The following is a 26,411-nucleotide window of genomic DNA, read 5'->3' on the forward strand; positions in this document are numbered from 1 at the left end:
CCGCGAAGCGGGTGGTGGAGGGGGCTGTCGGCTTGAAGCGCGGCTTGAGGACGCCACCCCCCTCCGTCAGCGCTTCGCGCTGCCACCTCCCCACAAGTGGGGAGGATCGTCTTGTTCCCACCCCAAAACTGCTACCGGCAGAACGGGCAGGTCACGCGTCCGACACCCCCGCACCGCGCCCCTTGAAGCCCTGCGCGACCACATACAGCTCGGGCGATCCCTTGCGGCTGGCGGGCGGCTTGGCGTGCTTCACGGTCGCGAAATTCTGCTTGAGGACGGTCAGCAATTCGCGGTCGGCGCCCCCTGCGAAAACCTTGGCGACGAAGGCGCCGCCGGGCTGCAAAGTCTGCACCGCGAAATCGGCGGCGGTCTCGGCAAGCCCGATGGTGCGCAGGTGATCGGTCTGCGGATGGCCGACCGTGTTCGCCGCCATGTCGGAAATGACCAGGTCGGGCGCGCTGCCCAGCGCCTCGATCAATGCGTCGGGCGCGGCATCGTCCATGAAATCCATCTCGAGGATTTCGACGCCCTCGATCGGCTCGCAGGCAAGCAGGTCGATCCCCGCGACGCGGGCGCGCGGATTTGTCTGGCGCACCACTTGCGACCAGCCGCCCGGCGTGATCCCCAGATCGACGACGGCGCGGGCTTTCTTGAGGAAGCCGAATTTCTCGTCGAGCTCGATCAGCTTGTACGCGGCGCGCGAACGATAGCCCTCGGCCTGCGCGCGGCGCACATAGGGGTCGTTGAGCTGGCGCTGCAGCCAGCGCGTCGACGAGGTGCTGCGCTTGCGCGCCGTCTTGACCCGCACATGCAGGCCGCCGCGACCCGAACCGCCGCCGCTCTTCTTGCCGCCGCCGGTCATTTGCGGAATTCGCGCCGCGTGACCGGAATGTCGCGGCCCTGCATCGCGAGCGTGCGCAAGATACCCTCACGAATCCCGCGGTCCGCGACCCCGACGCGCGCCGCGGGCCACAGGTCGATGATGCTCTCCAGGATCGCGCAGCCCGCGACCACCAGATCGGCGCGCTCGCGGCCGATGCAGGCAATCTCGGCGCGGTCGTCCAGGCTCGCCTCGGCAAGGCGGCGGCTGATGTCGCGCATCGCGTCGCATGGCACGACCAGCCCGTCGACCGCGCGCCTGTCGTAGCGCGGCAGGTCCAGGAAGACGCTGGCCAGCGTCGTCACCGTCCCGCTGGTCCCCAGCAGGCGCAGCGGCTGGCCCGCAAAGCGCGTCGCCCGCTGGGCAAAGTCGGCAAAGGCCTTGCTCGTCACGGCGCGCATATGGGCATAGCTCGCCTGCCGCGCGGCCAGGCTGTTGTCGGTGCACGACGCATGTTCGGTGAGCGACACGACGCCCCACGGCACGCTGACCCAGTCGCGGATCTGTACGTCATGGTCGGACACGTCGACATGCATCAGCTCGGTCGAACCGCCCCCGATGTCGAAAATCAGCGCGGGGCCGTCGCCGGGCTCCATCAGATTGTGGCAGCCGAGCGCGGCGAGTCGCGCTTCCTCGGCGGCCGAGATGATGTCGAGCGCGATCCCCGTTTCGCGCTTCACGCGCTCCGCCAATTCGGCGCCGTTCGATGCGCGGCGGCACGCCTCGGTCGCGACCGCGCGCGACAAGGTGACGTGACGGCGGCGCAGCTTGTCGGCGCAGATCGCCAGCGCCGCGACGGTGCGGTCCATCGCCGCATCGCTGATCCGTCCGCTATGGTGCAAGCCCTCGCCGAGCCGCACGATGCGCGAAAATGCGTCGATCACGACCAGTTCGCCGTCCTGCGGACGCGCGATCAGCAACCGGCAATTGTTGGTGCCAAGGTCGATCGCGGCGTAGCTGCGGGGCCGCACGACCGGCACGGGGCGGGAAGAAGCCCCATCCTTGTTTCGTCCCTTCGCCGCCGGTCCCGTTCTCGAACCCGGCCGCGGCGGTCGCCCTGAGGGCGCTGCCATTTGGCGCATGGCTGGATAACCTGTCTTTTCTCTCACGCGTCCGCGGATGCGCGGACGAGCACTTGGGGCCGAGATTAGGCCCCCGCCGCCGTTTAGGCAACCCCGCGCCCGGACAGCAAAAGCCCCGCCCGGCGTGGCCGGACGGGGCAAAGGGAGGAAAGAGAGTTTATTGGGGTTCGGGTCTGCCTTCGTTCCGGCAGCCGTCTTTACCCGTTAGCGGCGGCAGCCGTCGTTGCTCTTGTCGATCGCGCGGCCGGCGAGGGCGCCGACAGCGCCGCCGATGATCGTGCCGACCGTGCGGTCGCCGCGGCCGGCGATTTCATGGCCGGCGAGACCACCCGCGATCGCGCCGATCACGGTGCCGCCGGTGCCGTTGTCGCACTGGCGATAGTTGCGGCGATCGTTCCGGTAGTTCCGACGATCATTGCGGTAGTCGCGGCGGTCGTACCCGCGATAGTCGCGACGATCGTTACGGTCATAGCGCACATAGTTCTGCTCATAGCCGCCGTTGTAATAGCCCGGCTGCGCCGCAGCCGGAGCAGCCACGCCCAGCGTCGCGGTCGACATCAGGGCGGCGAGGGAGAGGGTCACCATCTTTTTCATCTTCATTCTCCTTCAATCTCATCTGTCAGCCCGGAAGGGGCGGTGGATCGATAAAGGGGTTATGGACCCGTCGCTTTGAGTGAAGCCTGAACGTCGCTGTTGGCTGCCGTTCAGCTTTGGCGACGCTTTTCACGCCTTGCCGCTTGCGAAGGGCCGCCCATCGGCCCTATCGCCGCCGCGATGCGCCGCCTCCTTTTCGCTGCCGTGATTTTTCTGGCCATCGGCCCGGTCGCCGGGACGCATCAGCGTTTTCAGGACACCGACCTTAAATCGCAGGTGATCACCGCGAAACGCCTGCGCCACCAGGCGGACGGAACCGGCATGCTGCGATTCGTCGAAGGCTGGCGCCTGGCGAGTCGCAACAGCATGTTTGGCGGCTTCTCCGCGCTGGCTATCCCGGCGCCGGGCCGCTTCCGGCTCGTCAGCGATGGCGGCTATCTGGCGCAACTGACGTTGAGCGACGAAGGCCGGGTCTCCGACGCCAGTATCGCGCTGCTCCCGACGCCCGATGGGAAGGCGCGGCGCAAGTCGCAGAGCGATGTCGAGGCGATGACGGTCGACCCCGCCACCGGCAAGAGTTGGGTTGCGCTGGAATGGCTGAACGAAATCTGGCGGCTCGATGTCGCGATGACGCGGGTCGAAGCGCGCCGAACCTTGCCCGCGCCGGCCTGGCCGAAGAACCGGGGCCCCGAGGCGATGGTGCGGCTCGCCGACGGGCGCTTCCTGATCTTTTCCGAGGATGCCGACGACGATCCGCGCGGACGCGAGGCGCTCTTATATGGGGGCGATCCGACCCGGCCAGGCAAGCCGCCGCTGCGCTTTTTCTATGATTCGGAAGGCAAGGGACTGGTCAGCGACGCCGCGCCGCTGCCCGACGGCGGCGTGTTGCTCGTTCACCGGCGGCTCGGGCTGTCGCCCGTCTTTACGACGATCCTTGCGGTCGTCGATCCGGCGAAGATTCGCGCCGGCGGCGTGATCAGGTCGCAACGCATCGGCCGCGTTCCGGGCGCGCTCGCCGAGAATTACGAGGGCGCCGCCGTCGTCACGGAGAAGGGCCGCACCTTCGTCTGGCTCGTCGCCGACGACAATTTCAACAGCTGGCAGCGCAGCCTGCTCGTCAAGTTCGAGCTTGTCGATCTGCCGGACAGCAAAAAGGCCGCGCGGTGAACCGGCGGCCTTCTGCGATTCGACAGGCTTGGAAAGCTTAGGCGGCCTTTTCGGCCAGCTTCTTCGCGACTTCCTTCTTCAGCTTGCGCGCCGAAGCCGACAGCTGGTCGTCGCCGGCCTTCAGCAGCCAGTTGTCGAGGCCGCCGTTATGCTCGACGGTGCGCAGGCCATGCGTCGACACGCGCAGCTTGAAACCCTTGCCGAGCGCATCCGACAGCAGCGTCACATTCTGCAGGTTGGGCAGAAAGGTCCGCTTGGTCTTGTTGTTGGCGTGGCTGACATTGTGGCCAACCTGGCGGCCCTTACCGGTCAGTTCGCAAATGCGCGACATGGTCTTCTTCCTCGAATCAATGGGCGGCGTGCCGGTTGGGCCGAAAGGCACCGAAAGGACCGGATGGGCCGGGAAAGGCGCGCGCTTATCGGCTTGCCGGAGATTCGTCAAGCGATTAGCGGGGGGAAATGGCTCAATTCCCGCTTCCCGAACCGATGCGCCGCGCGCTGGACTTGGCGCGTATCGCCGCCGAATGGGGCGAAGTGCCCGTCGGCGCGGTGATCGTCAAGGACGGGCAGATCATCGCCGAGGGCCACAATCGCCCGCGCGAATCGCACGACCCGACCGCGCACGCCGAAATCGTCGCGATTCGCGCCGCCGCGGCAAAGCTCGGCAACGAGCGCCTCGACGGCTGCGACCTCTATGTCACGCTCGAGCCCTGCGCGATGTGCGCCGGCGCGATCGCCCACGCCCGCATCGCGCGGCTCTATTATGCCGCCGACGATGCGAAGGGCGGCGCGGTCGTCCACGGCCCGCGTATCTTCGCGCAGCCGACGATCCACCACCGCCCGGAAATCTACGACGGCCTCGGCGCGGGCGAGGCCGCGGAGCTGCTCAGGGATTTCTTCGCCGCACGGCGCTAGCCGCCCAGCATCTCGTCTACCCACGCCGGCACCAGCTCGGTCGCCGGTCCATGCCGCGCCTCGTCGAACCAATGGCTCCCCTGGCTCGGCTCCATATTGAGCTCCAGCGTCCGCGCGCCCGCCGCCCGCGCCTCGCGCACGAAGCCCGCGGCGGGATAGACCGCGCCCGAGGTGCCGATCGACACGAACAGGTCGGCGCGGTTGATGGCGTAGTAAATCTCGTCTATCCGGTACGGCATCTCGCCGAACCAGACGATGTCGGGACGCAGCGACCCTGCGGCGCCGCAGCCCGGACAGGCGGGCCGATCGATCAACGGCCCCGTCCACGGCAGCCGCGCATCGCACGCGGTGCACCAGGCATTGAGATGCTCGCCGTGCATGTGAAGGAGCCGCCGCGCCCCCGCGCGCTCGTGCAGATCGTCGACATTCTGCGTCACGATCAGCAGCTCTCCCGGCCATTCGGCGTCGAGCTTCGCCAAGGCGAAGTGCGCCGCGTTCGGCGCCTTCGTCTGGATCGCCGCGCGCCGCATGTCGTAAAAGCGCAGCACCAGGTCCGGATCGCGCGCGAACGCCTCGGGCGTCGCGACGTCCTCGACGCGGTGCTGTTCCCACAGGCCGCCCGCATCGCGAAAGGTATCGATGCCGCTCTCGGCCGAAACCCCGGCGCCGGTCAGGATGACGATGTTTTGGATCGGGGACACACTAACTCCGTTCGTCCTGAGCTTGTCGAAGGACCGTCCTTCCTCTTATGGCGGTGATGGAACAAGTGCGGCCCTTCGACAAGCTCAGGGCAAACGGGGATTTGGGGTCATGACCAGCATCGGCATCATCGGCAGCGAAGGACGGATGGGCGTCGCGCTCGCCGCGGCGATTTCCGAGGCGGGCCAGCGCAGCTGCGGCGTCGACAAGGGCGGCAATGTCGTGCGGCTGGCCTCCGACGCCGATGTCCTCGTCGATTTCTCGTCGCCCGCCGCGCTCGAGGCGACGCTCGACGCCTGTATCGCCGCGAAGACCCCGATCGTCATCGGCACCACCGGGCTCGAGGAACGCCATCATTATCTGATCGACGACGCGGCGCAGGACATCGCGGTGCTCCAGACCGGCAACACCTCGCTCGGCGTCACTCTCCTCGCGCATCTCGTGCGCGAGGCGGCGGCGCGGCTCGACCCCGAATGGGATATCGAGATCCTCGAGATGCACCACGGCCGCAAGGTCGACGCGCCGAGCGGCACCGCGCTGCTTCTGGGACAGGCGGCCGCCGAAGGGCGGAAGATCGACCTCGCGACCTGCTCCGAACGCGGCCGCGACGGCCTCACCGGCGCGCGCGGCCATGGCAAGATCGGCTTCGCGTCCTTACGCGGCGGCACCGTCGCGGGCGATCACGATGTGATCTTCGCGGGGCCGGAGGAGATGATCACCCTCTCGCACCGCGCCGAGAACCGCATGATCTTCGCGCGCGGCGCCGTCCGCGCGGCGCTGTGGCTGGTACACCAGAAGCCCGGCCGTTACACGATGCCCCAGGTGCTGGGGCTCTGAACCCGGCTTGCGCGCTGCCTCTCTGTGTGTACTATAAAGACAATACAGCTGGAGGACTGCCATGAGTTTCGATCCCGCCGCCGCGACCAAGGCCACTATCGACGCGCTCGGGCCCGAGGCGCTCGCCAAGGCCGCCGATTATACCCGGGGCAGCGAATGGCTGAGCTTCTGGAGCGTTGTCGTCGCGGCGCTCGTCGCCCTGCTCTTCATCCGCCTGCGCATCATCGACCGGATCGACGCAAGGCTCGCCAAGCGCGGTTTTGCGCTCCGCACCTTCCTCGTCTGCGCCGCCTTCCTGCTGCTCTCGGCGATCGTGACCTTGCCGTGGGATATCTACACCGGCTGGTGGCGCGAGACCGCCTATGGCCGCACCAGCCAGCCGCTCGGCGACTGGCTGGGGCAGGGCGCGATCGGCATCGTGATCGGCGCGCTCTTCGGCGCGCTCTTCTTCCTCGGCATCTATGCGCTGATCCGCCGCGCCGGCAAGCGCTGGTGGATCTGGTCGGGCGGCCTCGCCGCCTTCGCGATTTCCACGGTGCTGCTGCTGTCGCCGGTCCTGATCGAGCCGCTGTTCAACGATTACAAGCCGGTGCCCGCGGGGCCGGTGCGCGACGCGCTCGTCGTCCAGGCGAAGGAAGCGGGGATCGACCCCGGCCGAATCTACATGTTCGACGGCTCGCGTCAGTCGAACAATTTCACCGCCAATGTCTCGGGCATCGGTCATTCGGCGCGCATCGCCATCTCCGACGTCGCGATGAAGGGCGCCTCGCTTGACGAGGTGCGCGCCGTCACCGGGCACGAGATCGGCCATTATGTCCTCGGCCAGGTCTGGCGGATGGTGATCGCCTTCTCGCTGCTCGCGATCCTGCTCTTCTTCCTCGCCGACCGGCTCTTCGGGCGGATCGCACGGGCGTTCGGCAGCGACGCCCAGGTCGGCGATCCGCGCGGCTTCCCGGTGATGATGTTCATCCTCTCGCTCTTCGGCTTCCTCGCGCTGCCGGTGCAGAACTATCTCGTCCGGACGGGAGAGACCGAGGCCGACCTTTATTCGGTGCAGACGGTGAACCTGCCCGACGCGATGGCGAGCGCGCTCGTCAAGACCGCCGAATATCGCAATCCGCGTCCGAACCCGGTCGAGGAGTTTATCTTCTACTCGCACCCCTCGGTCGAACGGCGCGTGCGCGCGGCGATGGAGTGGAAGGCGGCGCACCCGCCGGCCGAAACCCCGGCACCCGAATGAAGAAGGCCGACATCTTCGAATTCTACCGCCGTCTCGCCGAGCTCAACCCCAGTCCGGAGACCGAGCTCGAGTTCGGCAACATCTACCAGCTGCTCGTCGCCGTCGTGCTGTCGGCGCAGGCGACCGACGTCGGGGTGAACAAGGCGACGCGGCGGCTGTTTCAGGCGGTGAAGACGCCCCAGCAAATGGTCGACCTCGGCGAAGACGGCCTCAAGCAGCACATCAAGACGATCGGGCTGTTCAATGCCAAGGCGAAGAATGTCATCGCGCTCAGCGAAATCCTCGTTCGTGATTTTGGCGGCGAGGTGCCTGCCGACCGCGACACGCTCGTCGAGCTGCCCGGCGTCGGGCGCAAGACCGCCAACGTCGTGATGAACTGCGCTTTCGGGGCGGAGACCTTCGCGGTCGACACGCATATCTTCCGCGTCGGCAACCGCACCGGCCTCGCGCCGGGGAAAACGCCGCTCGCGGTCGAGAAGAAGCTCGACAAGCAAACCCCGCAGCCCTTCCGCGTCGGCGCCCACCATTGGCTGATCCTCCACGGCCGCTACATCTGCAAGGCGCGCACCCCCGAATGCTGGCGCTGCCCGGTGATCGACCTGTGCCGGTTCAAGCCCAAGACCCCGGCGCCGAAGGGGTGGAAGGCGGGATAAGGGTGGCCGCTTTGGGGTGGTGAACGGACCATCCTGATCCTCCCTGTCGCGAAGCGATGGGGAGGGGGACCATACGAAACATGGTGGAGGGGCGGCGGGCTGGCGCGGACGTTTGGGGCGTGAGCCCCTCCACCACCCTTCGGGTGGTCCCCCTCCCCACGGCTTCGCCGCAGGGAGGATCAGGAGCGACCGCAACCACCCGTTCTTGGACCGCCCCGCCCACTAGGCCCCGCCGACTAGGCCCCGAACGCGCCGTCGATCGTGTGCATCGCGCCGGTGACGAAACCCGCCTCGGGGCCGGCCAGCCACGCCACCATGCCCGCGACCTCCTCGGGGCGCCCATGGCGCTTGATCGCCATAAAGCCGTGCATCAGCTCGCGCATCGGGCCGTCCTCGGGATTGGCGTCGGTGTCCACCGGGCCCGGTTGCACGATGTTGATGGTGATCCCGCGCGGCCCGAAATCGCGCGCCAGCCCGCGCGCCATGCCCTGGAGCGCCGATTTGCTGAGCGCATAGGAGGCCATGCCGGGCACGGGCATGCGGTCGCCGTTGACCGATCCGATCACGATGACGCGGCCGCCCTCGGGCATCTGCCGCGCCGCCTCGACCGATGCATGATAGGGGGCGTTGACGTTGACGCGGATCAGCCGGTCGACCTCGTCGGGGTCGAGGTCGAGCGCGTCGCCGAACAGCGCGAAGCCGGCATTGACGACCAGAATATCGAGCGGCCCGCTGTCGCGCACGCGCGCAATCACCGCGTCGCGATCGCCGCTGTCGGTCGCCGCCGCCGTCGTCCCGGTCTCCGCTGCCAGCTGCTCGGCGGCGGCCTGCGACCCATTATAGGTGAAGACGACCTTGGCGCCGTCGGCCGCGAAACGGCGGACGATCGCCGCGCCGATCCCGCGGCTGCCGCCGAGGACGAGAACGGATTTTCCTTGAAAGTCGGACATGGGAAGATTCCTTGCTTATTAATGTAGGGATCACTAAATAAATTCGCGAAGGCTATCGTCAAGGTGTTTTGTAACAGTGACTACAAATAATTCCCGTCCGCGCGGCCGCCCACGCCGTTTCGACCCCGACGCGGCGGTCGCCACCGCGCAGCAGCTGTTCCATGCCCGCGGCTACGACGCGGTCAGCGTCGCCGACGTCACCGACGCGCTCGGCATCAATCCGCCCAGTTTCTACGCCGCCTTCGGCAGCAAGGCCGGCCTGTATCGGCGCGTGCTCGATCACTGGACCGACACCGCGGCGATTCCGCTCGCCGACATCCTGCGCCCCGACGTCGCGGTCGCCGATGCGCTGGCCGCGATGCTGGAGGAGGCGGCGCGCCGTTACGCCGCCGATCCGGCGGCGGGCGGCTGCCTCGTGCTGGAAGGCACGCGCTGTCACGACGACGGCGCGCGCGAAGCGGCGCGCGCCTTCAATGCGGATGCCGAGGCCTTCATCCGCGCCTATGTCGCCGCCCGTCATCCCGACGCCGCCGACGCCGTCACCGATTTCGTCAGCACCACGATGGCGGGCCTGTCGGCCAAGGCGCGCAGCGGTCACGACCTGCCGCGCCTCCTCGCGACCGCGCGCCTCGCCCGACACGCGCTCGGGGAAATCCTGCCGGCCTGAAGAGGGTTCGCGCAAAGACGAATGACGCGAAGCGGTTGGTCCATGGCGCGCGTCCGTGCACCAAATCGCGGGGCGCGCCTTTTGGCCGCCTGCGGGCGCTGGCCGGCCCGGAAAGTTGGCCCGGCCCCCGCGTCTTTGCGCGGCCCATTTGTCGTCGCCCTTGCGCCGCGCGCGACTCCCCTTGCGCAACGCGCGCGACGCGCCATAACCCGTTGCCATGCGAAACCTTACCGCCCCCATCGCCCTCGCCGCCGCCCTGCTGGCCGCGGCGCCCGTCCACGCCAAGCCCGCCGATACCGACGCGGCGAAAAAGATCCTGAAGGACAGCATCGCGATCCCGACGGTGATGGGCCGCGGCAAGGTGCCCGAGCTGGCGGCCTATTACGCGAGCGTGCTGAAGGCGGCGGGCTACAGCGACGCCGATATCGAAATCACCCCCATGGGCGAGACCGCGACCTTCGCCGCGACCCTGCACGGCACGACCAGGCAAAAGCCGATCGTCCTGCTCGGCCATATGGACGTCGTCGAGGCCGATCCGAAGGACTGGACGCGCGATCCCTTCGTGCCCGTCGAGGAGAATGGCTATATTTTCGGCCGCGGGTCGGAGGATAACAAGTTCGACGTCTCGATGATGGTCGCGACGATGGCGCAATTGAAGAAGGACGGTTTCAAGCCCAAGCGCTCGATCATCCTGCTGCTCTCGGGCGACGAGGAAACCTCGATGACGACGACGCGCGCGCTCGCGGCCAAATACAAGAACGCCGAGTTCGCGCTGAACGGCGACGGCGGCGGCGGGCTGATCGGCGAGGACGGCAAGCCCAAATATTACGGGCTGCAGGCGGGCGAGAAGACCTATGCCGACTTCACGCTCGAAGTCACCAACCCCGGCGGGCACAGCTCGCGCCCCGGGGCGGTCAATGCGATCGCCGAGCTGTCCGAAGCGCTCGCGAAGATCGGCGCCTATCGCTTCACGCCGCAGCAGAACGAGCTGACCAAGGTCGGCATGCCGATCGTCGCCGATCAGGTCGGCGGCGACATTGGCGCCGCGCTGAAAGCCTTTGCCGCGAACCCCGGCGACGCGAACGCGATCGCCGCGATCCGCGCCGATCCCGAATATATCGGCCAGATCGGCACCACCTGCGTGCCGACGCTGGTGAAGGGCGGCCATGCCGAGAACGCGCTCCCCCAGCGCGCGACGGCCAACATCAATTGCCGCATCTTCCCCGGCGTCCCGGTCGAAACGGTTCGCGCCGAACTCGAAAAGGTCATCGGCGACCCGGGGGTCAAGGTGAACACCGATCCGGATGCCAGCGCCAGCGACGCCTCGCCGCTGCGCCCCGACGTCGTCGCGGCGGTGACCAAGGCGGTCCACGCCCGCGCGCCGGGCTTGCCGATCATCCCGTCGATGAGCGCGGGCGCGACCGACAGCTATCATTTCCGCATCCAGGGCGTGCCGAGCTACGGCGTTGCGGGCCTCTTTTCGAAGGCCAGCGACAGCTATGCCCACGGGCTCAACGAGCGCGTCCCGGTCGACGCAATCGCCCCGGCGCTCGCGCATTGGGACAGCCTGCTGCGCGATCTGTCGAAATAAGGATCAGACGAGTGCGCCGACCGCGCGCTCGACCATCTGGGCCGCCGCCTCGGCGCCGAAACTTCCGGCGTCGAGCGACAGTTCGAGCCACAGCCCGTCGACCATCGCGGTCAGCATGATCGCCAGCCGGTCGGCGTCGGCGGCGCCGCACGCGGCCAGCAACTCGCCCAGCCGCTCGCGATAGCCGGCGTAACTTTCCGCGTGGATCGCCGCCATTCGCGCATCGCTCCGCGCCAGCGCCCAGAAGGCGGTCCACGCGCCGAGCAGTTCGGGATCGGTGACGGGCGGGCGAAAGCTTGCGGTGAGATAGGCGGTCAGCCGCACGCGCGGGTCGGCGCCCGCATCCGCGACCGCTGCGGCGAAAATCGCATCCATCCGGTCGCTCGTCGCCTGATAGGTCGCGGCGACCAGATCGTCGATGCCCGCGAAATAATGGCGCAGCAGCCCCGGCGACACCCCCGCCTTGGCACAGATCGCGCGCACGTTCGTCCCCGCCAGCCCCGCTTGGGCAAGCACCGCCGTGGTCGCCTCGACCAGGTCCGCCCGGCGGGCATCGGCGCTTTCGCGCGTAAAGGCTTGGCGAACGGCGGTCATCTTGTTATACATATGTACAACAAGGATCGACTCATGGCAACGCTGCGCGACACTTTCGACAACATCGACCCGCTCGACGGCTGGTCGCTGCCGGCGTGGACCTACAGCGATCCCGATTTCTACGCGGTCGAGCTGGAGCGCATCTTCCGCCCCAGCTGGCAGGTCGTCTGCCACGACAGCGACATCCCGAACCCGGGCGACTGGCACAGCATCGACTATTGCGGCGAAAGCGTCATCGTCGTGCGCGGCGCCGACCGCACCGTCCGCGCCTTCACCAATGTCTGCCGCCACCGCGGCTCGCGCCTCGTCGATGGCGCGGCGGGCTGCGCGAAGAAGCTCGTCTGTCCCTATCATGCCTGGACCTATGAACTCGACGGCCGGCTGACCGGCGTGCCCGATTCGGCGAGCTATCCGACGCTCGACAGGGGCAAGGCGGGGCTGGTCCCTGTCGGCCTCGAACAATGGCGCGGCTTCTGGTTCGTCCGGCTCGAGGATGATGGCGGTCCCTCGGTCGCTTCGATGATGGCGCCCTATGAGGCGCAGGTCGCCCCCTATCGTTTCGAGGAACTCGGCGCGCTCGGCCGCGTCACGCTGCGCCCGCGCAAGGTCAACTGGAAGAATGTCGGCGACAATTATTCGGACGGCCTCCACATCCCCGTCGCGCATCCCGGCCTCACGCGCCTGTTCGGTAAAAGCTATGGGGTCGAGGCAACCGATCATGTCGACCGCATGTGGGGCGATCTGATCGACCGCCCGTCGGCCAATTGGTCCGAGCGCCTGTATCAGCGGCTGCTGCCCCCGGTGCCGCACCTGCCCGACGCCAACCAGCGCCACTGGCTTTATTTCAAGCTGTGGCCCAACGTCGCCTTCGACATCTATCCCGACCAGGTCGATTTCATGCAATGGCTGCCGACCGGGCCGACGACCTGCCTGATCCGTGAAATCAGCTACGTCCTGCCCGACGAGCGCCGCGAGATGAAGGCCGCGCGCTATTTGAACTGGCGCATCAACCGCCAGGTCAATGCCGAGGACACCGAACTGATCACCCGCGTCCAGCAGGGCATGCAGTCGAAAAGCTTCACCATGGGACCGCTCAGCGACAAGGAAGTCTGCCTCAAGCATTTCTGCGCCCGGATGCGCGACCTGATCCCCGAATCCCGCCTCGAACAAGCCCCGCGTGCGGGATGGAGCAAAGCATGACCAAAGCCTATGACGCCCTGATTATCGGCGCCGGCCACAACGGCCTCGTCTGCGCCTTCTATCTCGCCAAAGCGGGGCTGAAGGTGCGCATCGTCGAGGCGCGGGACGTCGTTGGCGGCGCCGCGGTGACCGAGGAATTTGCACCGGGGTTCCGCAATTCGGTCGCCAGCTACACGGTCAGCCTGCTCCAGCCGAAGGTCATCGCCGACATGAAGCTCGCCGATCATGGCTATCGCGTGATCGAGCGGCCGATCAGCAACTTCCTGCCGCAAGAGGATGGCGGCTATCTGAAACTCGGCGGCGGGCTCGAACGCACGCAAAAGGAATTTGCGCGCTTCTCGGCGCACGACGCGGCGCGCCTACCCGAATATTATGACATGCTCGAAGGTGTCGCCGACGTGCTGCGTGATCTTGCGCTGGAGTCGCCTCCAAATGTGGGCGACGGCTTCAAGACGTTGATCGACGCCGCGCGGCAGGGGCGCGGCCTCACCAGGCTCAGCCTGTCGCAGCAGCGCGACGTGCTCGAACTCTTCACCAAGTCGGCGCGCACCTTCCTCGACAGCTGGTTCGAGAGCGAGGCGGTCAAGGCCGCCTTCGGCTTCGACGCGGTGGTCGGCAACTATGCCAGCCCGGACACGCCGGGCAGCGCCTACGTCCTGCTCCACCACGTGTTCGGCGAAGTGAATGGCAAGAAGGGCGCATGGGGCCACAGCGTCGGCGGTATGGGCGCGATCACGCAGATGATGGCCAAGGTCTGCCGCGACTTGGGCGTCGAGATCAGCCTCGAAAGCCCGGTCGCCAGGGTGTTGGTCGATGGCGGCAAGGCGGTCGGGGTCAAGCTGGTCGGCGGCGAGGAAATCGCCGCGGCGCGGGTGATCGCCAATGTCGGGCCGAAGCTGCTTTACGAGCGGATGATGGGCGAGGGCGATATCGCGCCTGAATTCCGCCGCCGGATCAAGGCGTTCAAGGCGGGCAGCGGCACCTTCCGCATGAATGTCGCGCTCAGCGAACTGCCCCGATTCACCTGCCTTCCGGAGCCGGGCGAGCATCACCAGTCGGGGATCATCATCGCCCCGACGCTCGACTATATGGACAAGGCGTTCCTCGACGCGAAGGACCATGGCTGGTCGAAGAAGCCGATCGTCGAGATGCTCATCCCCTCGACCGTCGACGACAGCCTGGCCCCCCCGGGTTGCCACGTCGCCAGCCTCTTCTGCCAGCAGTTCGCGCCCGAGCTTCCGAACGGACGCGACTGGGACGCCGAGGAAGGCAAGGCGGCCGATACCGTCATCGATACCGTCGAGGCGCACGCTCCGGGCTTCCGCGCCTCGATCGTCGGGCGCCAGATCCTCAGCCCCAAGGGCCTCGAACGCAAGTTCGGCCTCGTCGGCGGCGACATCATGCACGGCAACATGAGCCTCGACCAGCTGTGGTCGGCGCGCCCGGTGCTCGGCAACGGCGCCTATCGCGGGCCGCTCAAGGGGCTTTATATGTGCGGCGCGGGCACGCATCCGGGCGGCGGCGTCACCGGCGCGCCGGGGCATAATGCCGCGCAGGTGATCCTACGCGACCGGGGTTTCTTCGCGCCCAAATGGCGTTGAGGGGGGCGCCGAGCGCCGCATGAGGACATAGATCGGCAAGCCTGCGGCGGTCATCACAAGGCTCCACAGGCTCGCCTCGAGCCCCGCGCCGTAAAAGGCCCAGGCGCTGTAGAGGAAGCCGACGATCGTCGCGGCGGCAAAGCCCGTCGACATCCTGATCGCGCCGCGGCGTTCGAGCCAGAAGGCCGCGGCGGCGCCGACGATATAGAGGATGATCGCGGTCGAGGTCGTGACCTTGACCATGAAGGCGAAGAGGTCGGCGAGCCCGCGTGAATAATTGGCGTAGACGATGACGCTCGCGAGCCCGCTCGACACGATCTGCGTGATCCACGGCGAGGCGAATTGATTGTCGCGTGCGAAGGCGGCGGGAAGCAGCCGCCGGTGCGCCAGATCGCGCGGGATGTCGCCCTGCAGCAGCACGAAGCCGTTGAGCGCGCCGAGCGCCGCGATCGCGGCGAACAGCGCGACGACCTGCCCCGCCTCGGGGCTGACCAGCCGCGAAAAGAAGGTCGCATAGGCGGCGTTCGATTGCTGGAGCGTCTCGACAGGGACCATCAGCGTCACCGTCGTGCACGACAGGAGATAGAGCAGCCCGGTCGCTCCCGCTGCGATGACGGTTGCGCGCGGGATCGTGCGTTCGGGGTCCTTGACGCGGTCGCTGACGACGCAGGCGCTTTCGAAGCCGAGCAGCGCGAACAGGGTCAGCGTCGCCGCCGAACTGACGCCCGACAGGCTGACCGGCTCGGTGCTCGCCATCGTCGGCGGCGGCGCGGCGCCGGTGCCGAGCGCCCAGGCGCCGACGAGCACCGCGCCGACCACCGGGATGAGCTTGAGCCCGAGCGTCAGCAGTTGCGCGCCGCCCGCGCGGCGCACACCGGCGAGATTGACGAGCGTGAAGAACCAGATGCAGCCGATCGCGATCCACGCGGGCAGAGAGCCCGCCTCGGCGAGCCAGGGCATCAGGATCGACATGTTGCTGATGGCGGCGACAGCGAGCGTCGCGACGACCGTCCAGCAGCTGATCCAGTAACTCCACGCCACGATGAAGCCTGTGCCGGGACCGAAGGCCGCGGCGCCATAGGTGAAGGCTGCGCAGCCCTCGGGCAGCCGCTTCGCGAGCCGCGCGAAAACGACGGCAAGGCACAGCGTCCCCGCGATCGATACGCCCCAGCCGATGACGGCATTCCACCCCAGAGGCGCCAGATCGCGCGGGAGCAGGAACACGCCCGAGCCGATCATATTGCCCATGCCGAGCGCGACGCACATCAAAAGGCCGAGCTTTTGGCCCGGCCTTTCGTTGTTGGTTGGCAAATCGGTCACCCGGTCAGAATTCCGTGCCGACCCTCAATCCGAAAATCTGCGGCTTGATCGGATAGGTTCGCGCATAGGGGCCGCAGAAGCTTGTCGCGCAGAAGGTGTTGAGGCTGAGCGCGCCGCGTTTGTCGAAGGCGTTCTGGATATAGGCCTCGATCGACCAGCCGTTGAACTCGGTCCCGGCCGAGAAGTCGAAGGTTGCAAAGCCCTTCGTCGGCCCGACCGCCGCGAAATCGGCATCGGTGAGGAAGGTGCGCGTGCCACCCTGGTAATTGGCGGTGCCTTGGACGAAGCTCTTGTTTCCACCGCCCATCTCGAATTCGTAGCGCGCGGTGATATTGCCCTTGAACTTCGGCTGCACCGGCAGGCGAGTGCCCTTGGGCGCCGCCGGCGGCGTAATGCCGTCGCACACGATATTCTGCGTCGCCGGATCGACCTGACAGAAGTCGGTCGTCAGCTGCGCGTCGATATAGGTCGCCGCGCCGACGACGCTGAACCCGCCGCTGCGATAGCCGATGTCGCCTTCGAGCCCATAGATGCGCGCGTTGCCGGCGTTATAGGTGTTGGTAATGCCGTTGTTGTTGAGCGGCACCAGCCCGAACTGCAGGTCCTTCCACTTCTGGTAGAAGCCGGCGAGATTGAGCGTGAACGGGCCGAAGCTGTTCTTGCTACCGATCTCGTAATTGGTCAGCGTATCCGACCGGAAAGGCAGGATGCCGGGGCGCCGGTTGTTGCCGCCGGGGCGGAAACCCTTCGACAGCGTCGCATAGACCATATTGTCGGGCGTCAGCTTCCAGCTCGCACCGAATTTATAGGTCACGCCGCTTTCGACATTTTTCTTGTCGACATTGTTACACGGCCGGTCGGGCGTGAAATCGATGGGCAAGCAGGTCGCGAGCGTGCCCCCGCTGTTCAACCCCGAAAAGCCGAAGATCGTGTTGTGCGCGATGAAGGCGCGCCCGCCCGCGGTCAGCGTGATGTCGGGCGTCAGGTCGAATTCGACCTGGCCAAAGGCGGCATAGTCGCGGTCGGTGCGCTTGATCCGGGTCAGGAAGATGGTGTCGGGGTCGCCCATGCTCGCCGGAAAGGGCGTGATCCACACCGACGGCTGCGCATTGCCGATGCCTTCGATATTGTAATTCGCCCGGATGCCGTCGGTCTGGCGCTGGAAGAACAGGCCAGCGGTCAGGCGGAAGCGGTCCTCGGCGGGCGAAGAGACGCGCAATTCGTGCGTCTGCTTGGTGTAGCGGTCGCCCAGGATCGAACTTTGGGTCGGATCGATGAAGTTGCCGGCCTGATCCTTGAAATAGGTCGCATAATAGCCGTATGTGTCATAAGCAACTGAATAATAAGAATAATCTGATAAATTATCGACCTTGCGCTCGAAATAGCCGCCCGAATAGACGATGTCCCAGTCGCTCAGTTTGCCCTCGATCGTCAGCGCCGCCTGATACCAGCGGTCGAGATTGCGCGAAGGCAAATAGTCGGTGACATTGAGGTCGCCCTTGCGCGGATCGAACAGGAAGCCGCCATTGCTTTTCTGGCGCTGATAGATGATCTGCGGCGTAACGGTCCAATCTTCGCTGAGGTCGATCTTCAGCGCGGCGCGACCGCCATAGGTTTCGACATCGTTATAGTCGTCTTCGACCAGCGCGCTGTTGTTAACAGTCAGGTTGGTCAGGTTGTTCGGATCGCTTGCAGCATCGTCGAGCGTGAAGGTGCGAGTGCCGGGGATATTGTCGACATACCCGCCGTCCTTGCGATAGAAGCCGACCACGCGCAGCGCCGCCTTTTCGGACAGCGGCAGGTTCAGGAAGCCTTCGATCGACCCGCCGAAATCGCCCTTGCCGAACTTGTTCACTTCGGCATCGACGGCCCCGTAGAAGCTGCTCGTATCGGGTTTGTTGGTGATGATGCGCAGGGTGCCCGAGAGCGAGCTGGCCCCGAACAACGTACCCTGCGGTCCGGCGAGCGCCTCGACCCGCGCGATGTCATAGACGTGAAAGTCGAGCGATCCGCCGATCGTCGTCGCCGGGATTTCGTCGATATAAAGGCCGCTGGTCGGCAGCGGCCCGATCTTCAGCCCGTCGCCGCCGCTGGTCACGCCGCGAAAGAAGATTTGCGCCTGGCCGGGGCCGAAGCTTTGCGAGGTCACGCTGGGCAGCAGCTTTTGATAATCGTCGAAGCTCGACACCTGCGCATTTTCGAGGCGCGATTCGCCGAGCGCCTGGATGCTGATCGGGACGTCCTGCAGATTCTGCTCGCGCTTCTGCGCGGTGACGATGATTTCATTACCGCTATATTCGTCCGCGGGCGCGTTCTGTGCCATCGCCGCGCCGGATGCGCAGAGCATCGTCGTGGTGAGGAGGAGGCTGCTCGTTCGCGAAAGGATTTTGTTGGAAGCTCGCATAAAAGACCCCTCAATATGCCGATGTCGGTATAAGGAATCAGGTCGATCCCTAACGCAAGGATTGTTCGACCGGCACCTATGTTGCAGGTGCGAAAAGCTGGCGATTGTTGCCGAATAGCAACAATTTTGCGTCGGTCGCGGGTCAGGACGCGGTGCTGAACGGATAATCGCCGAGGACCGGCCCCAGCGCGTCGCGCAGTGGACCCAGATGCCGGTCGAAGCGGCGCCACTGTCCGACGCCATCGCGGTTGATCGGCCGGCGCACCTGTTCGCTGCTCGCGGTCTGCACCGCGCGGTCGTTTTCGTGGAAGCGCAAGCAGGCCTCCTCGAAATCGAGGCCGATATGGGCGAGCATCGCGCGGACCTCCGCGTCGGGGTCGTCGAGCAGTCTTTCGTGGAAAACGCGGTGCACGCGACCTGGCAGGACGCGATCGAAATGATCCATCAGCGCGACATAATCGGCGTAATAATGACCGATATCGTCGAGCGCATAAGAAAAACCCTGGCCACGCGCGAAGTGCTGCTTGAAGTTCGAAAAGCCGCAATCGAGCGGATGGCGGCGCGCATCAATGATCTTTGCGCGGGGCAGAATCAGGTGGATGAAGCCGACATGCTGCCAATTATTCGGCAATTTGTCGATGAAGTGCGGCTTGCTGGTCTTGCGCTGCACCCGCGTCCGGTCGAGATATTCGGCGCCCAGCGCAGCGAGCGTGGCTGCATCAATTCCGGCGATGCCGCCATGGGCGGCCTTCGCCCGCGCCGCCAATATCGGAATGTCGGGCAATTCCATCGTGCCCTCAATCGCCGAGTGGCTGGCCAGAATCTGCTCGATCAGCGTGGATCCCGCACGCGGCATACCCAGAATGAAGATCGGGTCGGGCGCCGCATGGCCCTGGCCAGCGCGGCTGGCGAGGAAGGCGGGGGTAAAGACCGCTTGGGTCCGCTCGACCTCAGCACGCGTGTCCGCGGCGTCATAGCCGATCAGCGCGCGCCGCTGGCGATTGCCCTCGGCATAATGGGCAAAGGCCGCGTCGCTGTCGTCGCGATCTTCCAGCGCCTTGCCAAGCGCGAAATGCAGGTGGAACCGATCCTCGGCGCTCAGCTTGCCTTGGTCGATCGCCCTCTGCATCGCGGCAATATCGTCGGTGTCGAAGCGCACCGTTTTCAGATTGGCGAGGCTCCACCACACTTCGCCAAGGCCCGGCTGGATTGCGATCGCGCGGCGATAGGCGGCGATACTGTCCTGCTGGCGGCCCACGGTCTTCAGCATATGGCCGTAAGACATCCATATTTTGGGATGATCGGTCCGCTTTTCGAGGACCTCGGCGTAGATCGCCAGCGCCTCGTCATATTCGCCGATCCGCCCCAGCACGGCGGCGCGCAGATTGGCGTTGGCCATGCTATCAGGGTCGAGCACCGCGATTTCGTCGAGCACCGCGATCGCCTCCAACGACCGCGCGGTCTTGTGGAGGACGGTGGCGAGGTTCGAGCGCGCGGTCAGGAAATCGGGGGCGAGCTCGACCGCGCGGCGGAGCAGGTTTTCGGCATCCTGCATCCGTCCGATACGCCCCGCGAGTTCGGCCAGCATACGGATCGCCACCACGTCGAACGGGTTCTGCCGAAGCCGTGCCTTGAGCAGGGGCTCGGCGTCGTGCAGCCGGTTTTCGGCCAGCGCCTGCGCCGCGCTGACCATCGCCGGATTGCGCAGGGCGGCGTCGATTGCTTGCTGCGCCGTCGTCGCGCCGATCATGTTTTGGCGCGCGCCTTGCCGATCGCCTGCTTCAGCGAATCATAGCCGACCTGTCCCTGGAAGAGCTGGTCGCCGACCACCCAGGTCGGCGTGGCGTTGAGCTGGAGCTGCGAGGCGAGCGCCATGTTGCTGTCGAGTTCGCGCTGGAAAATCGCTTCGTTCGCGGTCGCGTCGGCGCTGCCGTCGGTGACGACGCCCGCACGTTCGGCGGCCGCCGCAATCGCCGACGGGTCGAGCGACGAAGCGGCGAACATGGCGTGATGGAAGGCGTCATATTTACCCTGCCGCGCCGCGGCGAGCGCCATCATCGCGGCGTCACGGCTCTGCGGCGCGATAATCGGCAGCTCGCGGAACACGACCTTCAGGCGCTTGTCCTCGCGGATCAACCGGTCGACGTCGGGCACGCTCGCTCGGCAATAGCCGCAGGCATAGTCGGTGAAGACGACCAGCGTGACGTCGCCGTCGGCATTGCCCGCCCAGGCGCCGGCATAGGGCTTTTCGAGCGCGGGGCGGACGGCATCGACTGCTTTGGCCATTTCCTTGTCGCGCTGCGCCTCCAGCGCCTCGGGAATGATGCTCGGGTTCGCCTTGATATAGTCGGCGACGATGGTTTCGACCTCGCCCTTGCTCATCCCGCCGCCGAAGCGGCCGCCGAGCCAGAAGGTTGCGCCGAGCAGCAGCACCGCGCCGAGCGCGAGCGCCCACAGCGGCGCCGGAAGGGGATTTGCGGGGACGGTCGGACGCGGGGCTGAGCGAAAGGGCGTGCGTTCGTCGTCGGCCGGACCCGAAACCGACGGCGCCGGCGAGGCGCCTGCGGCCTTCGTCTTCGCCGGTTTCGGTGCCGGGGCGATCGCTGCGACCGGCTCGCCTGCGAACAGCGGCAGGTCGGGGGTAGAAGAAGCCGGATCGGCCGTACGCGCTTCGGCTTCTTCGCGAGCGAGCAATTGTTCGAGGCCCGATACCGGCGGCGTCAACTCCTCGCGCGGCGCGGGACGCAATTTGGTCGCGGCCTCGCCCAAGCTCTCCTTGATGCTCTCGCTGCTCGCCTTGGCGACATTGCCGAGGCCCGCCTTGGTCTTGTCGGCGACCTCGCCGAGACCGCGGCCAGCATTGCTGGACAGCCTTGCGACCTTGTCGCCGAGCGCCATCCTTTCCCACGCATCGCCGCTCGCCTTCGCGGCCGCGCGGCTCGCCTTGGCCGATCCTTTGCCGACAGCGCGCGCGGCGCGCGCGGTGAGCGCCCCCGTTTTCGCGGCGAGTTCGCGCGAACGGCGCGGAATTTCCATGGCCTCGACGCGCGCGGGGATGTCGGCGCGTTCGCCGACGTCGATCGTCCAGTCCGCGAAAGCCTCCGCGCCGTCGCGAACGCGGTCCCACAGGGTCGCGGCGCCCGCTTTGATCGCTTCGGGCTTGACCAGCGGTGCCTGAGATTTTTCCGCCGCCTTGTAGCGCGCAAGGTCGATACCGACCGGCGGTTCGTCCTTGGGCTTGGCCAGGCCTTCTTCGCGGGGCGGCGCCGCGCCCTGCGTCGGTGCCGGATCGCGAACCCACGGCTGGTAATAATCGTCTTTTTTGTCAGTCACTTGTTGCCCTTGCGCATCTTCAAACCACGACGCGCCCCCACATTGTCGCTTGCGAATCTAGCGCCGTTTGCGCTCGGCTTCCACCTCGGCGCGCGCGACGAGCGAAATATCCTGTGCACGGATCCAGTCGGGGGATCCCTGCGGCAGGCCCTGCATCGCCATTTCGGCGTTACGCAGCGCGAGCGCCGATTGTCGACCCTCGAGCTGATAACGTTCGGCCGAAGCGAGCGCGGCGCGCGCCTGATCGCCCTTGTTCGCATAGACGATGCCGAGCTGATACCAGGCGAACGGATTCTGGTTGTCGAGCGCGACCGCGGTCTTCAGCACCTCTTCGGCTTCGGGATAATTGGCCGGATCCTCGGTCGCGATCAGCGCGTGGCCCAGCGTCGCGCTGATCAGCGGCTGCGAGCGGGACAGCGTGACCGCCTTGCGCAGCGCCGGGATCGCTTCCTTCGGCCGGCCCGATTCGAGCAGCACCTGACCCTCGAGTTCGAGGAAATAGGGATCGGCCGGATTGGTGGCGAGCAGACCCTCGACCTCGCCCAGCGCCTTTTGCGGATAGGCGCTTTTATGCCAAGCATAGGCGCGGGCGTAGCGGGCCGGGATGCTGGTGTTGCTCTCGGGATATTTGCGCAGCGTGCGCTCGGGTTCGGTCATATAGCCCGACAGCTTCGCCTTGATCCGCTGGAAACGCGCTTCGATGACGGGATCCGCTGGCTTCTGCCACGCGGGATCGATCACATAGACCTCGCGCAGCGCCTGGATGCGATCGCCCGACATCGGGTGGGTGCGGCCATAGGCCTGATCGTCGTCCTGCTTGATGCCATAGCGGAATTCGAGATTCTGGAGCTTCTTGAAGAAGGCCAGGCTACCGCGGCCGCTGATCCCGGCTTTCGACAGATATTGCGCACCGGCGGCGTCGGCGGTCGATTCCTGTACGCGACTGAAGGCAAGGAACTTGCCGAGTGCGGCCTGCTGGCCCGCCATCAAGATGCCCATGCCGGCTTCGCCGCCGCCCGCCGCCATTGCAGCGGCGCCGAGGATCAGGCTCAGCAGCGAGATGCCGGTCGCGGCCTTCGCGCCGTCGTTGATGCGGATCGCGTGGCCGCCCATGACGTGCCCCAGTTCATGCGCGAGCACGCCCTGCACCTCTTCGGCGCTGTCGGCAGCCTCGATCAGCCCGCTGAAGACATAGATGTCCTGGCTGCCGGCGACGAAGGCGTTGATGCTGCGGTCGCCTAGCAGATGCACGCGCACCTGCCCGGGCTGGAGGCCTGCGGCGACGAGCAGCGGGTCCATCATGTCCTGGAACAGCGCCTCTGTCTCTGCATCGCGGAGGATCGATTGCGCGGCGGCGGGCTGCACCGTCACCGCGATCATCGCGACGAGCGTCAGCAGGAACCGGAAAAAGGCGCGCAATGAATGCACGCCGGACAGGGTGGACGGCGGGAAGGCGGTCATCGCCGCCTGTCTTGCGCCGCGCGCCTGAACCGCAAGTGAAGCCATTGGGACTTATTGGGGTTCAGCGCGCGCGGACGCAAGCGTAGCGTATCGCTTCTGCGACCAGTTGCCGTCGATCGATTGCCGTCCGATCGGCTTGGCCGATCAGTTGCCGAACGTGCGCTGCCACCATCCGCGGCGGGGTTCGCCATCGCCGGGCTCGCCTTCAGCATCGCCCGCGGTCGCGGGCTCGGAAGCAGCTTCGGCAGCGACGGCTTTCTTGGCGCGGCTTGCACGTTTCTTCGGTGCAGGCTTGGCTTCGGCCTCGGCGGATGTCGCTTCGGCGGGCACCTCTTCCACAGCCACGGCCTCCGAAGCGTATGCTTCGGCTGCATCGGCTTCTGCGGCCGCCTTGGTCTTGCGCGGCGCGCGCTTGCGCTTCGGCTTTTCCTCGGCAGCGGGTGCTTCTTCGGCAGCCGGCTCGGCAGCGGCCTCGACAGGCGCAACCTCTTCTGCCGGTTCCGTGGCCTCGGCGTCGCCGGCCTTTTTGCGGCCACGTCCGCCGCGGCGGCGTTTCGGCTTGGCTTCGGCGTCGTCGGCCTCAGCTGCTACCGGCGCCGCCTCTTCGGCAGGCGCATCAGCGTCAGAGACATCTTCGCTGCCTTCGGCGGTTGCGTCGCTCTCGGCGCCTTCACCACCTTCCTCGTCGCGGCGACCGCGGCGACCTCGGCGGCGGCGGCGACGGCGCTTGCGGCCGTCTCCATCGCTCTCCTCGCTCTCTTGGCGCTCGGGACGTTCGCGTCGAGCCGGACGCTCTTCGGCTGCTTCCTCTTCCTCGATCTCTTCTTCGTCCTCGTCGACGATATCGTCGTCGTCATCCTCGATCGGGGCGATCGGCGCAAAGCTGCGGCGCTGGGTCGGGGGCGGGCCGCCGACTTCGATCGCCATGCGTGCGCCCTCGGTCTCACCGTCGGGCAGAATCTCGACGCTGACGCCGTAAAGTTCCTCGATCTCGCGCAGTTCGCGGCGCTTTTCGTTGAGGAGGTAGAAGGTCGCTTCCTGGCTGGCGCGCAGGATGATCTTGCTGCCGCGGCCGCGCGCCGCTTCCTCTTCGATCAGGCGCAGCGCGCTGAGGCCCGCCGAGCTGGCGGTGCGGACGAGGCCGGTGCCTTCGCAATGCGGGCACGGGCGGGTCGAGGCTTCGAGCACGCCGGTGCGCAGGCGCTGGCGGCTCATTTCCATCAGGCCGAAGCCCGAGATACGACCGACCTGGATACGCGCGCGGTCGTTCTTGAGCGCGTCCTTCATCGCGCGCTCGACCTTGCGGACGTTCGAGCCGTGATCCATGTCGATGAAGTCGATGACGATCAGGCCCGCCATGTCGCGCAGGCGCAGCTGGCGGGCGATTTCGGCCGCAGCCTCGAGATTGGTGCTGAGCGCGGTCTGCTCGATATTATGCTCGCGCGTCGAGCGGCCCGAGTTGATGTCGATCGACACCAGCGCCTCGGTCGGGTTGATCACCAGATAGCCGCCCGATTTCAGCTGCACGACGGGATTGAGCATCCCGGCGAGCTGGTCCTCGACGCCGTAACGCTGATAGAGCGAAACGGGATCGGCATATTGCTTCACGCGCCGCGCGTGGCTCGGCATCAGCAGCTTCATGAACTGCTTCGCCGCCTTATAGCCCTCGTCGCCCTCGACGAGCACTTCCTCGATATCCTTGTGATAGATATCGCGAATGGCGCGTTTCACGAGGTCGCTGTCCGAATGGATCAGCGCCGGCGCGCTCGATCCCAAGGTCTTTTCGCGGATCTCGTCCCACAGGCGCGCGAGATAGTCGAAGTCGCGCTTGATCTCGACCTTGGTGCGGCTCATCCCGGCGGTGCGCACGATGCAGCCCATCGTCGGCGGCAGGTTGAGCTCGTCGATCATCGCCTTCAGCTTGCGGCGGTCGGCGCCGTTCGAAATCTTGCGGCTGATCCCGCCGCCGTGCATCGTGTTCGGCATCAGCACGCAATAGCGGCCGGCGAGCGACAGATAGGTGGTGAGGGCCGCGCCCTTGTTGCCGCGTTCTTCCTTGACGACCTGCACCAGCATCACCTGCCGGCGGCGAATGACGTCCTGGATCTTGTAGCGGCGGCGCAGCGACATGCGGTTTTCGCCTTCGTCATCTTCGCCGCCCCGGCGGCCGCGGCCACCCTTGCGGCCGTTGCGTCCGCCCTTGCCACGGCCACGGCGGCGATCGCCGCGGCCTTCCCGGGCTTCTTCGCCGCCTTCATCGCCGTTATCCTCTGCGTCGTCCTGCTCATCATGCTCGTCGCCATCGTCTTCGCCGACGGTTTCGGGCGCGCGCGGAGCGTCGCCATTGTCGTCGTCATGATATTCGACGTCGGCGACATCGCCCTCGAGTTCGTCGAGGTCGTCCTCGGCGCGCTGCGCCGCGGCGGCGGCGTGCTCTGCCTCTTCGCGCAGCAGCGCTTCGCGGTCTTCCTTCGGAATCTGGTAATAGTCGGGGTGGATTTCGCTGAAGGCCAGGAAGCCGTGGCGATTGCCGCCATATTCGACGAACGCCGCCTGCAGAGACGGTTCGACGCGGGTAACCTTGGCCAGATAGATATTGCCCTTGAGCTGCTTGTGCTCTGCGGACTCGAAATCAAACTCCTCGATTCGGTTTCCCTTGGTGACGGCGACCCGGGTTTCTTCCCGGTGCCGCGCGTCGATCAACATGCGCGTGGTCATCATTATTACTCCAGGCGCGCCGCAGCGCGCCAAACAAAAAGGCCGCGCCCGTCCCGGGGGGCAGGCGGCGGTCGATAGGGTTCAAAGAAAAAATACCGTTATTGCCGCGCGCGGCCCGCGTCCGGTCGTGGACGCGCATGCGGTCTCCCGCCGCGACATAAGCAGGGGCAAAGCCGCCTGCGTCGCGATCGAAAGAGGGCATGGCAAGCCTCATGCAGCATCAACCTGTTTCTCAGGTGAGCGGGAAAAACAGGGCGGTGGTAAGCCGCGCCGGCTGCCCGATCATCCGGGTGGACTGACGGAAAAGCGTCTTTCCCGGCTTGTCCGGCGCCAGGGCGGCCATGATCCGCGATTCGCGCGAGACCAGACCTTTCCCCTCAAAAGGCCGGACGGCGCCGGGAAGGACACCGTCAGTGGAGGGGGTGCTAGCATCGGCATGGGCCGACGGCAACCTCCGCCTCCGGATAAAAGATGGGGGAGGGGCTCCTCAATACAAGCTGTTCGC

22 protein-coding genes are annotated in these 26,411 nt (G+C 66.5%); 9 read left to right on the plus strand and 13 right to left on the minus strand.

All coding sequences use genetic code 11. The annotated features are described in order from the left end of the window. Window positions 1–151: 151 nt before the first annotated feature. The 3 genes from ATE67_RS15150 to ATE67_RS15160 all read right to left on the minus strand — a co-directional run bounded on the left by ATE67_RS15150 (window position 152) and on the right by ATE67_RS15160 (window position 2,562). Complete coding sequence (locus ATE67_RS15150) at window positions 152–862, minus strand: RlmE family RNA methyltransferase (protein ID WP_058817502.1); 711 nt, start codon at window positions 860–862, stop codon at window positions 152–154. Continuing rightward, complete coding sequence (locus ATE67_RS15155) at window positions 859–1,962, minus strand: Ppx/GppA phosphatase family protein (protein ID WP_058817503.1); 1,104 nt, start codon at window positions 1,960–1,962, stop codon at window positions 859–861. The genes ATE67_RS15150 and ATE67_RS15155 overlap by 4 nt, the downstream gene beginning before the upstream one ends. Window positions 1,963–2,166: 204 nt before the next feature. Next, window positions 2,167–2,562 carry a glycine zipper 2TM domain-containing protein gene (locus ATE67_RS15160; protein WP_058817504.1) on the minus strand — a complete coding sequence of 132 codons (396 nt, stop codon included), beginning with the start codon at window positions 2,560–2,562 and terminating at the stop codon, window positions 2,167–2,169. A 174-nt stretch (window positions 2,563–2,736) separates the two neighbouring features. Here ATE67_RS15160 and ATE67_RS15165 point away from each other — a divergent pair, with 174 nt between their 5' ends. Then, window positions 2,737–3,723: an esterase-like activity of phytase family protein gene (locus ATE67_RS15165; RefSeq protein WP_058817505.1), complete on the plus strand. Its 987-nt coding sequence runs from the start codon at window positions 2,737–2,739 to the stop codon at window positions 3,721–3,723. 37 nt (window positions 3,724–3,760) lie between these two features. Here the strand turns inward: ATE67_RS15165 and rpmB are convergent, their stop codons facing one another. Further along, window positions 3,761–4,054 carry a 50S ribosomal protein L28 gene (gene rpmB, locus ATE67_RS15170; protein WP_058817589.1) on the minus strand — a complete coding sequence of 98 codons (294 nt, stop codon included), beginning with the start codon at window positions 4,052–4,054 and terminating at the stop codon, window positions 3,761–3,763. 128 nt (window positions 4,055–4,182) lie between these two features. Between rpmB and tadA the strand changes: the two genes are divergently transcribed. Further along, window positions 4,183–4,638, plus strand: coding sequence for a tRNA adenosine(34) deaminase TadA (gene tadA / locus ATE67_RS15175; RefSeq protein WP_058817506.1), 456 nt, complete (start codon window positions 4,183–4,185; stop codon window positions 4,636–4,638). Here tadA and ATE67_RS15180 read toward each other — a convergent pair. After that, window positions 4,635–5,339 (minus strand): NAD-dependent deacylase, encoded by a 705-nt coding sequence (locus tag ATE67_RS15180; protein ID WP_058817507.1) that lies wholly within the window; start codon window positions 5,337–5,339, stop codon window positions 4,635–4,637. The two genes, tadA and ATE67_RS15180, sit on opposite strands and share 4 nt — an antisense overlap. A 109-nt stretch (window positions 5,340–5,448) precedes the next feature. Here ATE67_RS15180 and dapB point away from each other — a divergent pair, with 109 nt between their 5' ends. The 3 genes from dapB (at window position 5,449) to nth (ending at window position 8,067) form a co-directional block, all read left to right on the plus strand. After that, the gene (gene dapB / locus ATE67_RS15185; protein ID WP_058817508.1) at window positions 5,449–6,174 is read left to right on the plus strand and encodes a 4-hydroxy-tetrahydrodipicolinate reductase; all 726 of its coding nucleotides are present in this window, start codon (window positions 5,449–5,451) and stop codon (window positions 6,172–6,174) included. Window positions 6,175–6,235: 61 nt separating this feature from the next. After that, complete coding sequence (locus tag ATE67_RS15190) at window positions 6,236–7,414, plus strand: M48 family metalloprotease (protein ID WP_058817509.1); 1,179 nt, start codon at window positions 6,236–6,238, stop codon at window positions 7,412–7,414. Further along, window positions 7,411–8,067 (plus strand): endonuclease III, encoded by a 657-nt coding sequence (gene nth / locus ATE67_RS15195; RefSeq protein ID WP_058817510.1) that lies wholly within the window; start codon window positions 7,411–7,413, stop codon window positions 8,065–8,067. The genes ATE67_RS15190 and nth overlap by 4 nt, the downstream gene beginning before the upstream one ends. A 236-nt stretch (window positions 8,068–8,303) precedes the next feature. Here the strand turns inward: nth and bdcA are convergent, their stop codons facing one another. Continuing rightward, window positions 8,304–9,017, minus strand: coding sequence for an SDR family oxidoreductase (gene bdcA, locus ATE67_RS15200; protein WP_058817511.1), 714 nt, complete (start codon window positions 9,015–9,017; stop codon window positions 8,304–8,306). A gap of 76 nt (window positions 9,018–9,093) precedes the next feature. Between bdcA and ATE67_RS15205 the strand changes: the two genes are divergently transcribed. Beyond that, a complete protein-coding gene (locus tag ATE67_RS15205) occupies window positions 9,094–9,684 on the plus strand; it encodes a TetR/AcrR family transcriptional regulator (RefSeq protein WP_058817512.1) in 591 nt (196 codons plus the stop codon). A 217-nt stretch (window positions 9,685–9,901) separates the two neighbouring features. Beyond that, a complete protein-coding gene (locus tag ATE67_RS15210; protein ID WP_058817513.1) occupies window positions 9,902–11,275 on the plus strand; it encodes a M20/M25/M40 family metallo-hydrolase in 1,374 nt (457 codons plus the stop codon). Window positions 11,276–11,278: 3 nt separating this feature from the next. Here ATE67_RS15210 and ATE67_RS15215 read toward each other — a convergent pair whose 3' ends face one another. Further along, entirely contained in the window at window positions 11,279–11,869 is a 591-nt protein-coding gene (locus ATE67_RS15215) for a TetR/AcrR family transcriptional regulator (protein WP_231728185.1), read from the minus strand. A gap of 33 nt (window positions 11,870–11,902) precedes the next feature. Between ATE67_RS15215 and ATE67_RS15220 the strand changes: the two genes are divergently transcribed. Both ATE67_RS15220 and ATE67_RS15225 read left to right on the plus strand, forming a co-directional pair. Then, on the plus strand, window positions 11,903–13,069 hold the full coding sequence (locus ATE67_RS15220) for an aromatic ring-hydroxylating oxygenase subunit alpha (RefSeq protein WP_058817590.1): 1,167 nt from the start codon (window positions 11,903–11,905) through the stop codon (window positions 13,067–13,069). Next, window positions 13,066–14,670 carry a phytoene desaturase family protein gene (locus ATE67_RS15225; protein WP_058817515.1) on the plus strand — a complete coding sequence of 535 codons (1,605 nt, stop codon included), beginning with the start codon at window positions 13,066–13,068 and terminating at the stop codon, window positions 14,668–14,670. Before ATE67_RS15220 ends, ATE67_RS15225 begins: the two co-directional genes overlap by 4 nt. On the opposite strand, the gene ATE67_RS15230 is transcribed toward ATE67_RS15225, so the two are convergent. The 6 genes from ATE67_RS15230 to ATE67_RS15255 all read right to left on the minus strand — a co-directional run bounded on the left by ATE67_RS15230 (window position 14,632) and on the right by ATE67_RS15255 (window position 25,906). Further along, window positions 14,632–15,990 (minus strand): APC family permease, encoded by a 1,359-nt coding sequence (locus tag ATE67_RS15230; RefSeq protein WP_058817516.1) that lies wholly within the window; start codon window positions 15,988–15,990, stop codon window positions 14,632–14,634. The two genes, ATE67_RS15225 and ATE67_RS15230, sit on opposite strands and share 39 nt — an antisense overlap. 4 nt (window positions 15,991–15,994) lie before the next feature. Next, window positions 15,995–18,394 (minus strand): TonB-dependent receptor, encoded by a 2,400-nt coding sequence (locus tag ATE67_RS15235; protein ID WP_058817517.1) that lies wholly within the window; start codon window positions 18,392–18,394, stop codon window positions 15,995–15,997. Window positions 18,395–18,536: 142 nt separating this feature from the next. After that, entirely contained in the window at window positions 18,537–20,144 is a 1,608-nt protein-coding gene (locus ATE67_RS15240; protein ID WP_082660406.1) for a tetratricopeptide repeat-containing sulfotransferase family protein, read from the minus strand. Then, on the minus strand, window positions 20,141–21,727 hold the full coding sequence (locus ATE67_RS15245; protein ID WP_058817518.1) for a DsbA family protein: 1,587 nt from the start codon (window positions 21,725–21,727) through the stop codon (window positions 20,141–20,143). Before ATE67_RS15245 ends, ATE67_RS15240 begins: the two co-directional genes overlap by 4 nt. Before the next feature lie 57 nt (window positions 21,728–21,784). Then, window positions 21,785–23,188, minus strand: coding sequence for a M48 family metalloprotease (locus ATE67_RS15250; protein ID WP_082660407.1), 1,404 nt, complete (start codon window positions 23,186–23,188; stop codon window positions 21,785–21,787). Between the two features lie 144 nt (window positions 23,189–23,332). After that, window positions 23,333–25,906 (minus strand): Rne/Rng family ribonuclease, encoded by a 2,574-nt coding sequence (locus ATE67_RS15255; protein WP_197411968.1) that lies wholly within the window; start codon window positions 25,904–25,906, stop codon window positions 23,333–23,335. Window positions 25,907–26,411 lie beyond the last annotated feature (505 nt).

It is taken from the genome of Sphingopyxis sp. H050 (assembly GCF_001468265.1).
Lineage (GTDB): Bacteria > Pseudomonadota > Alphaproteobacteria > Sphingomonadales > Sphingomonadaceae > Sphingopyxis.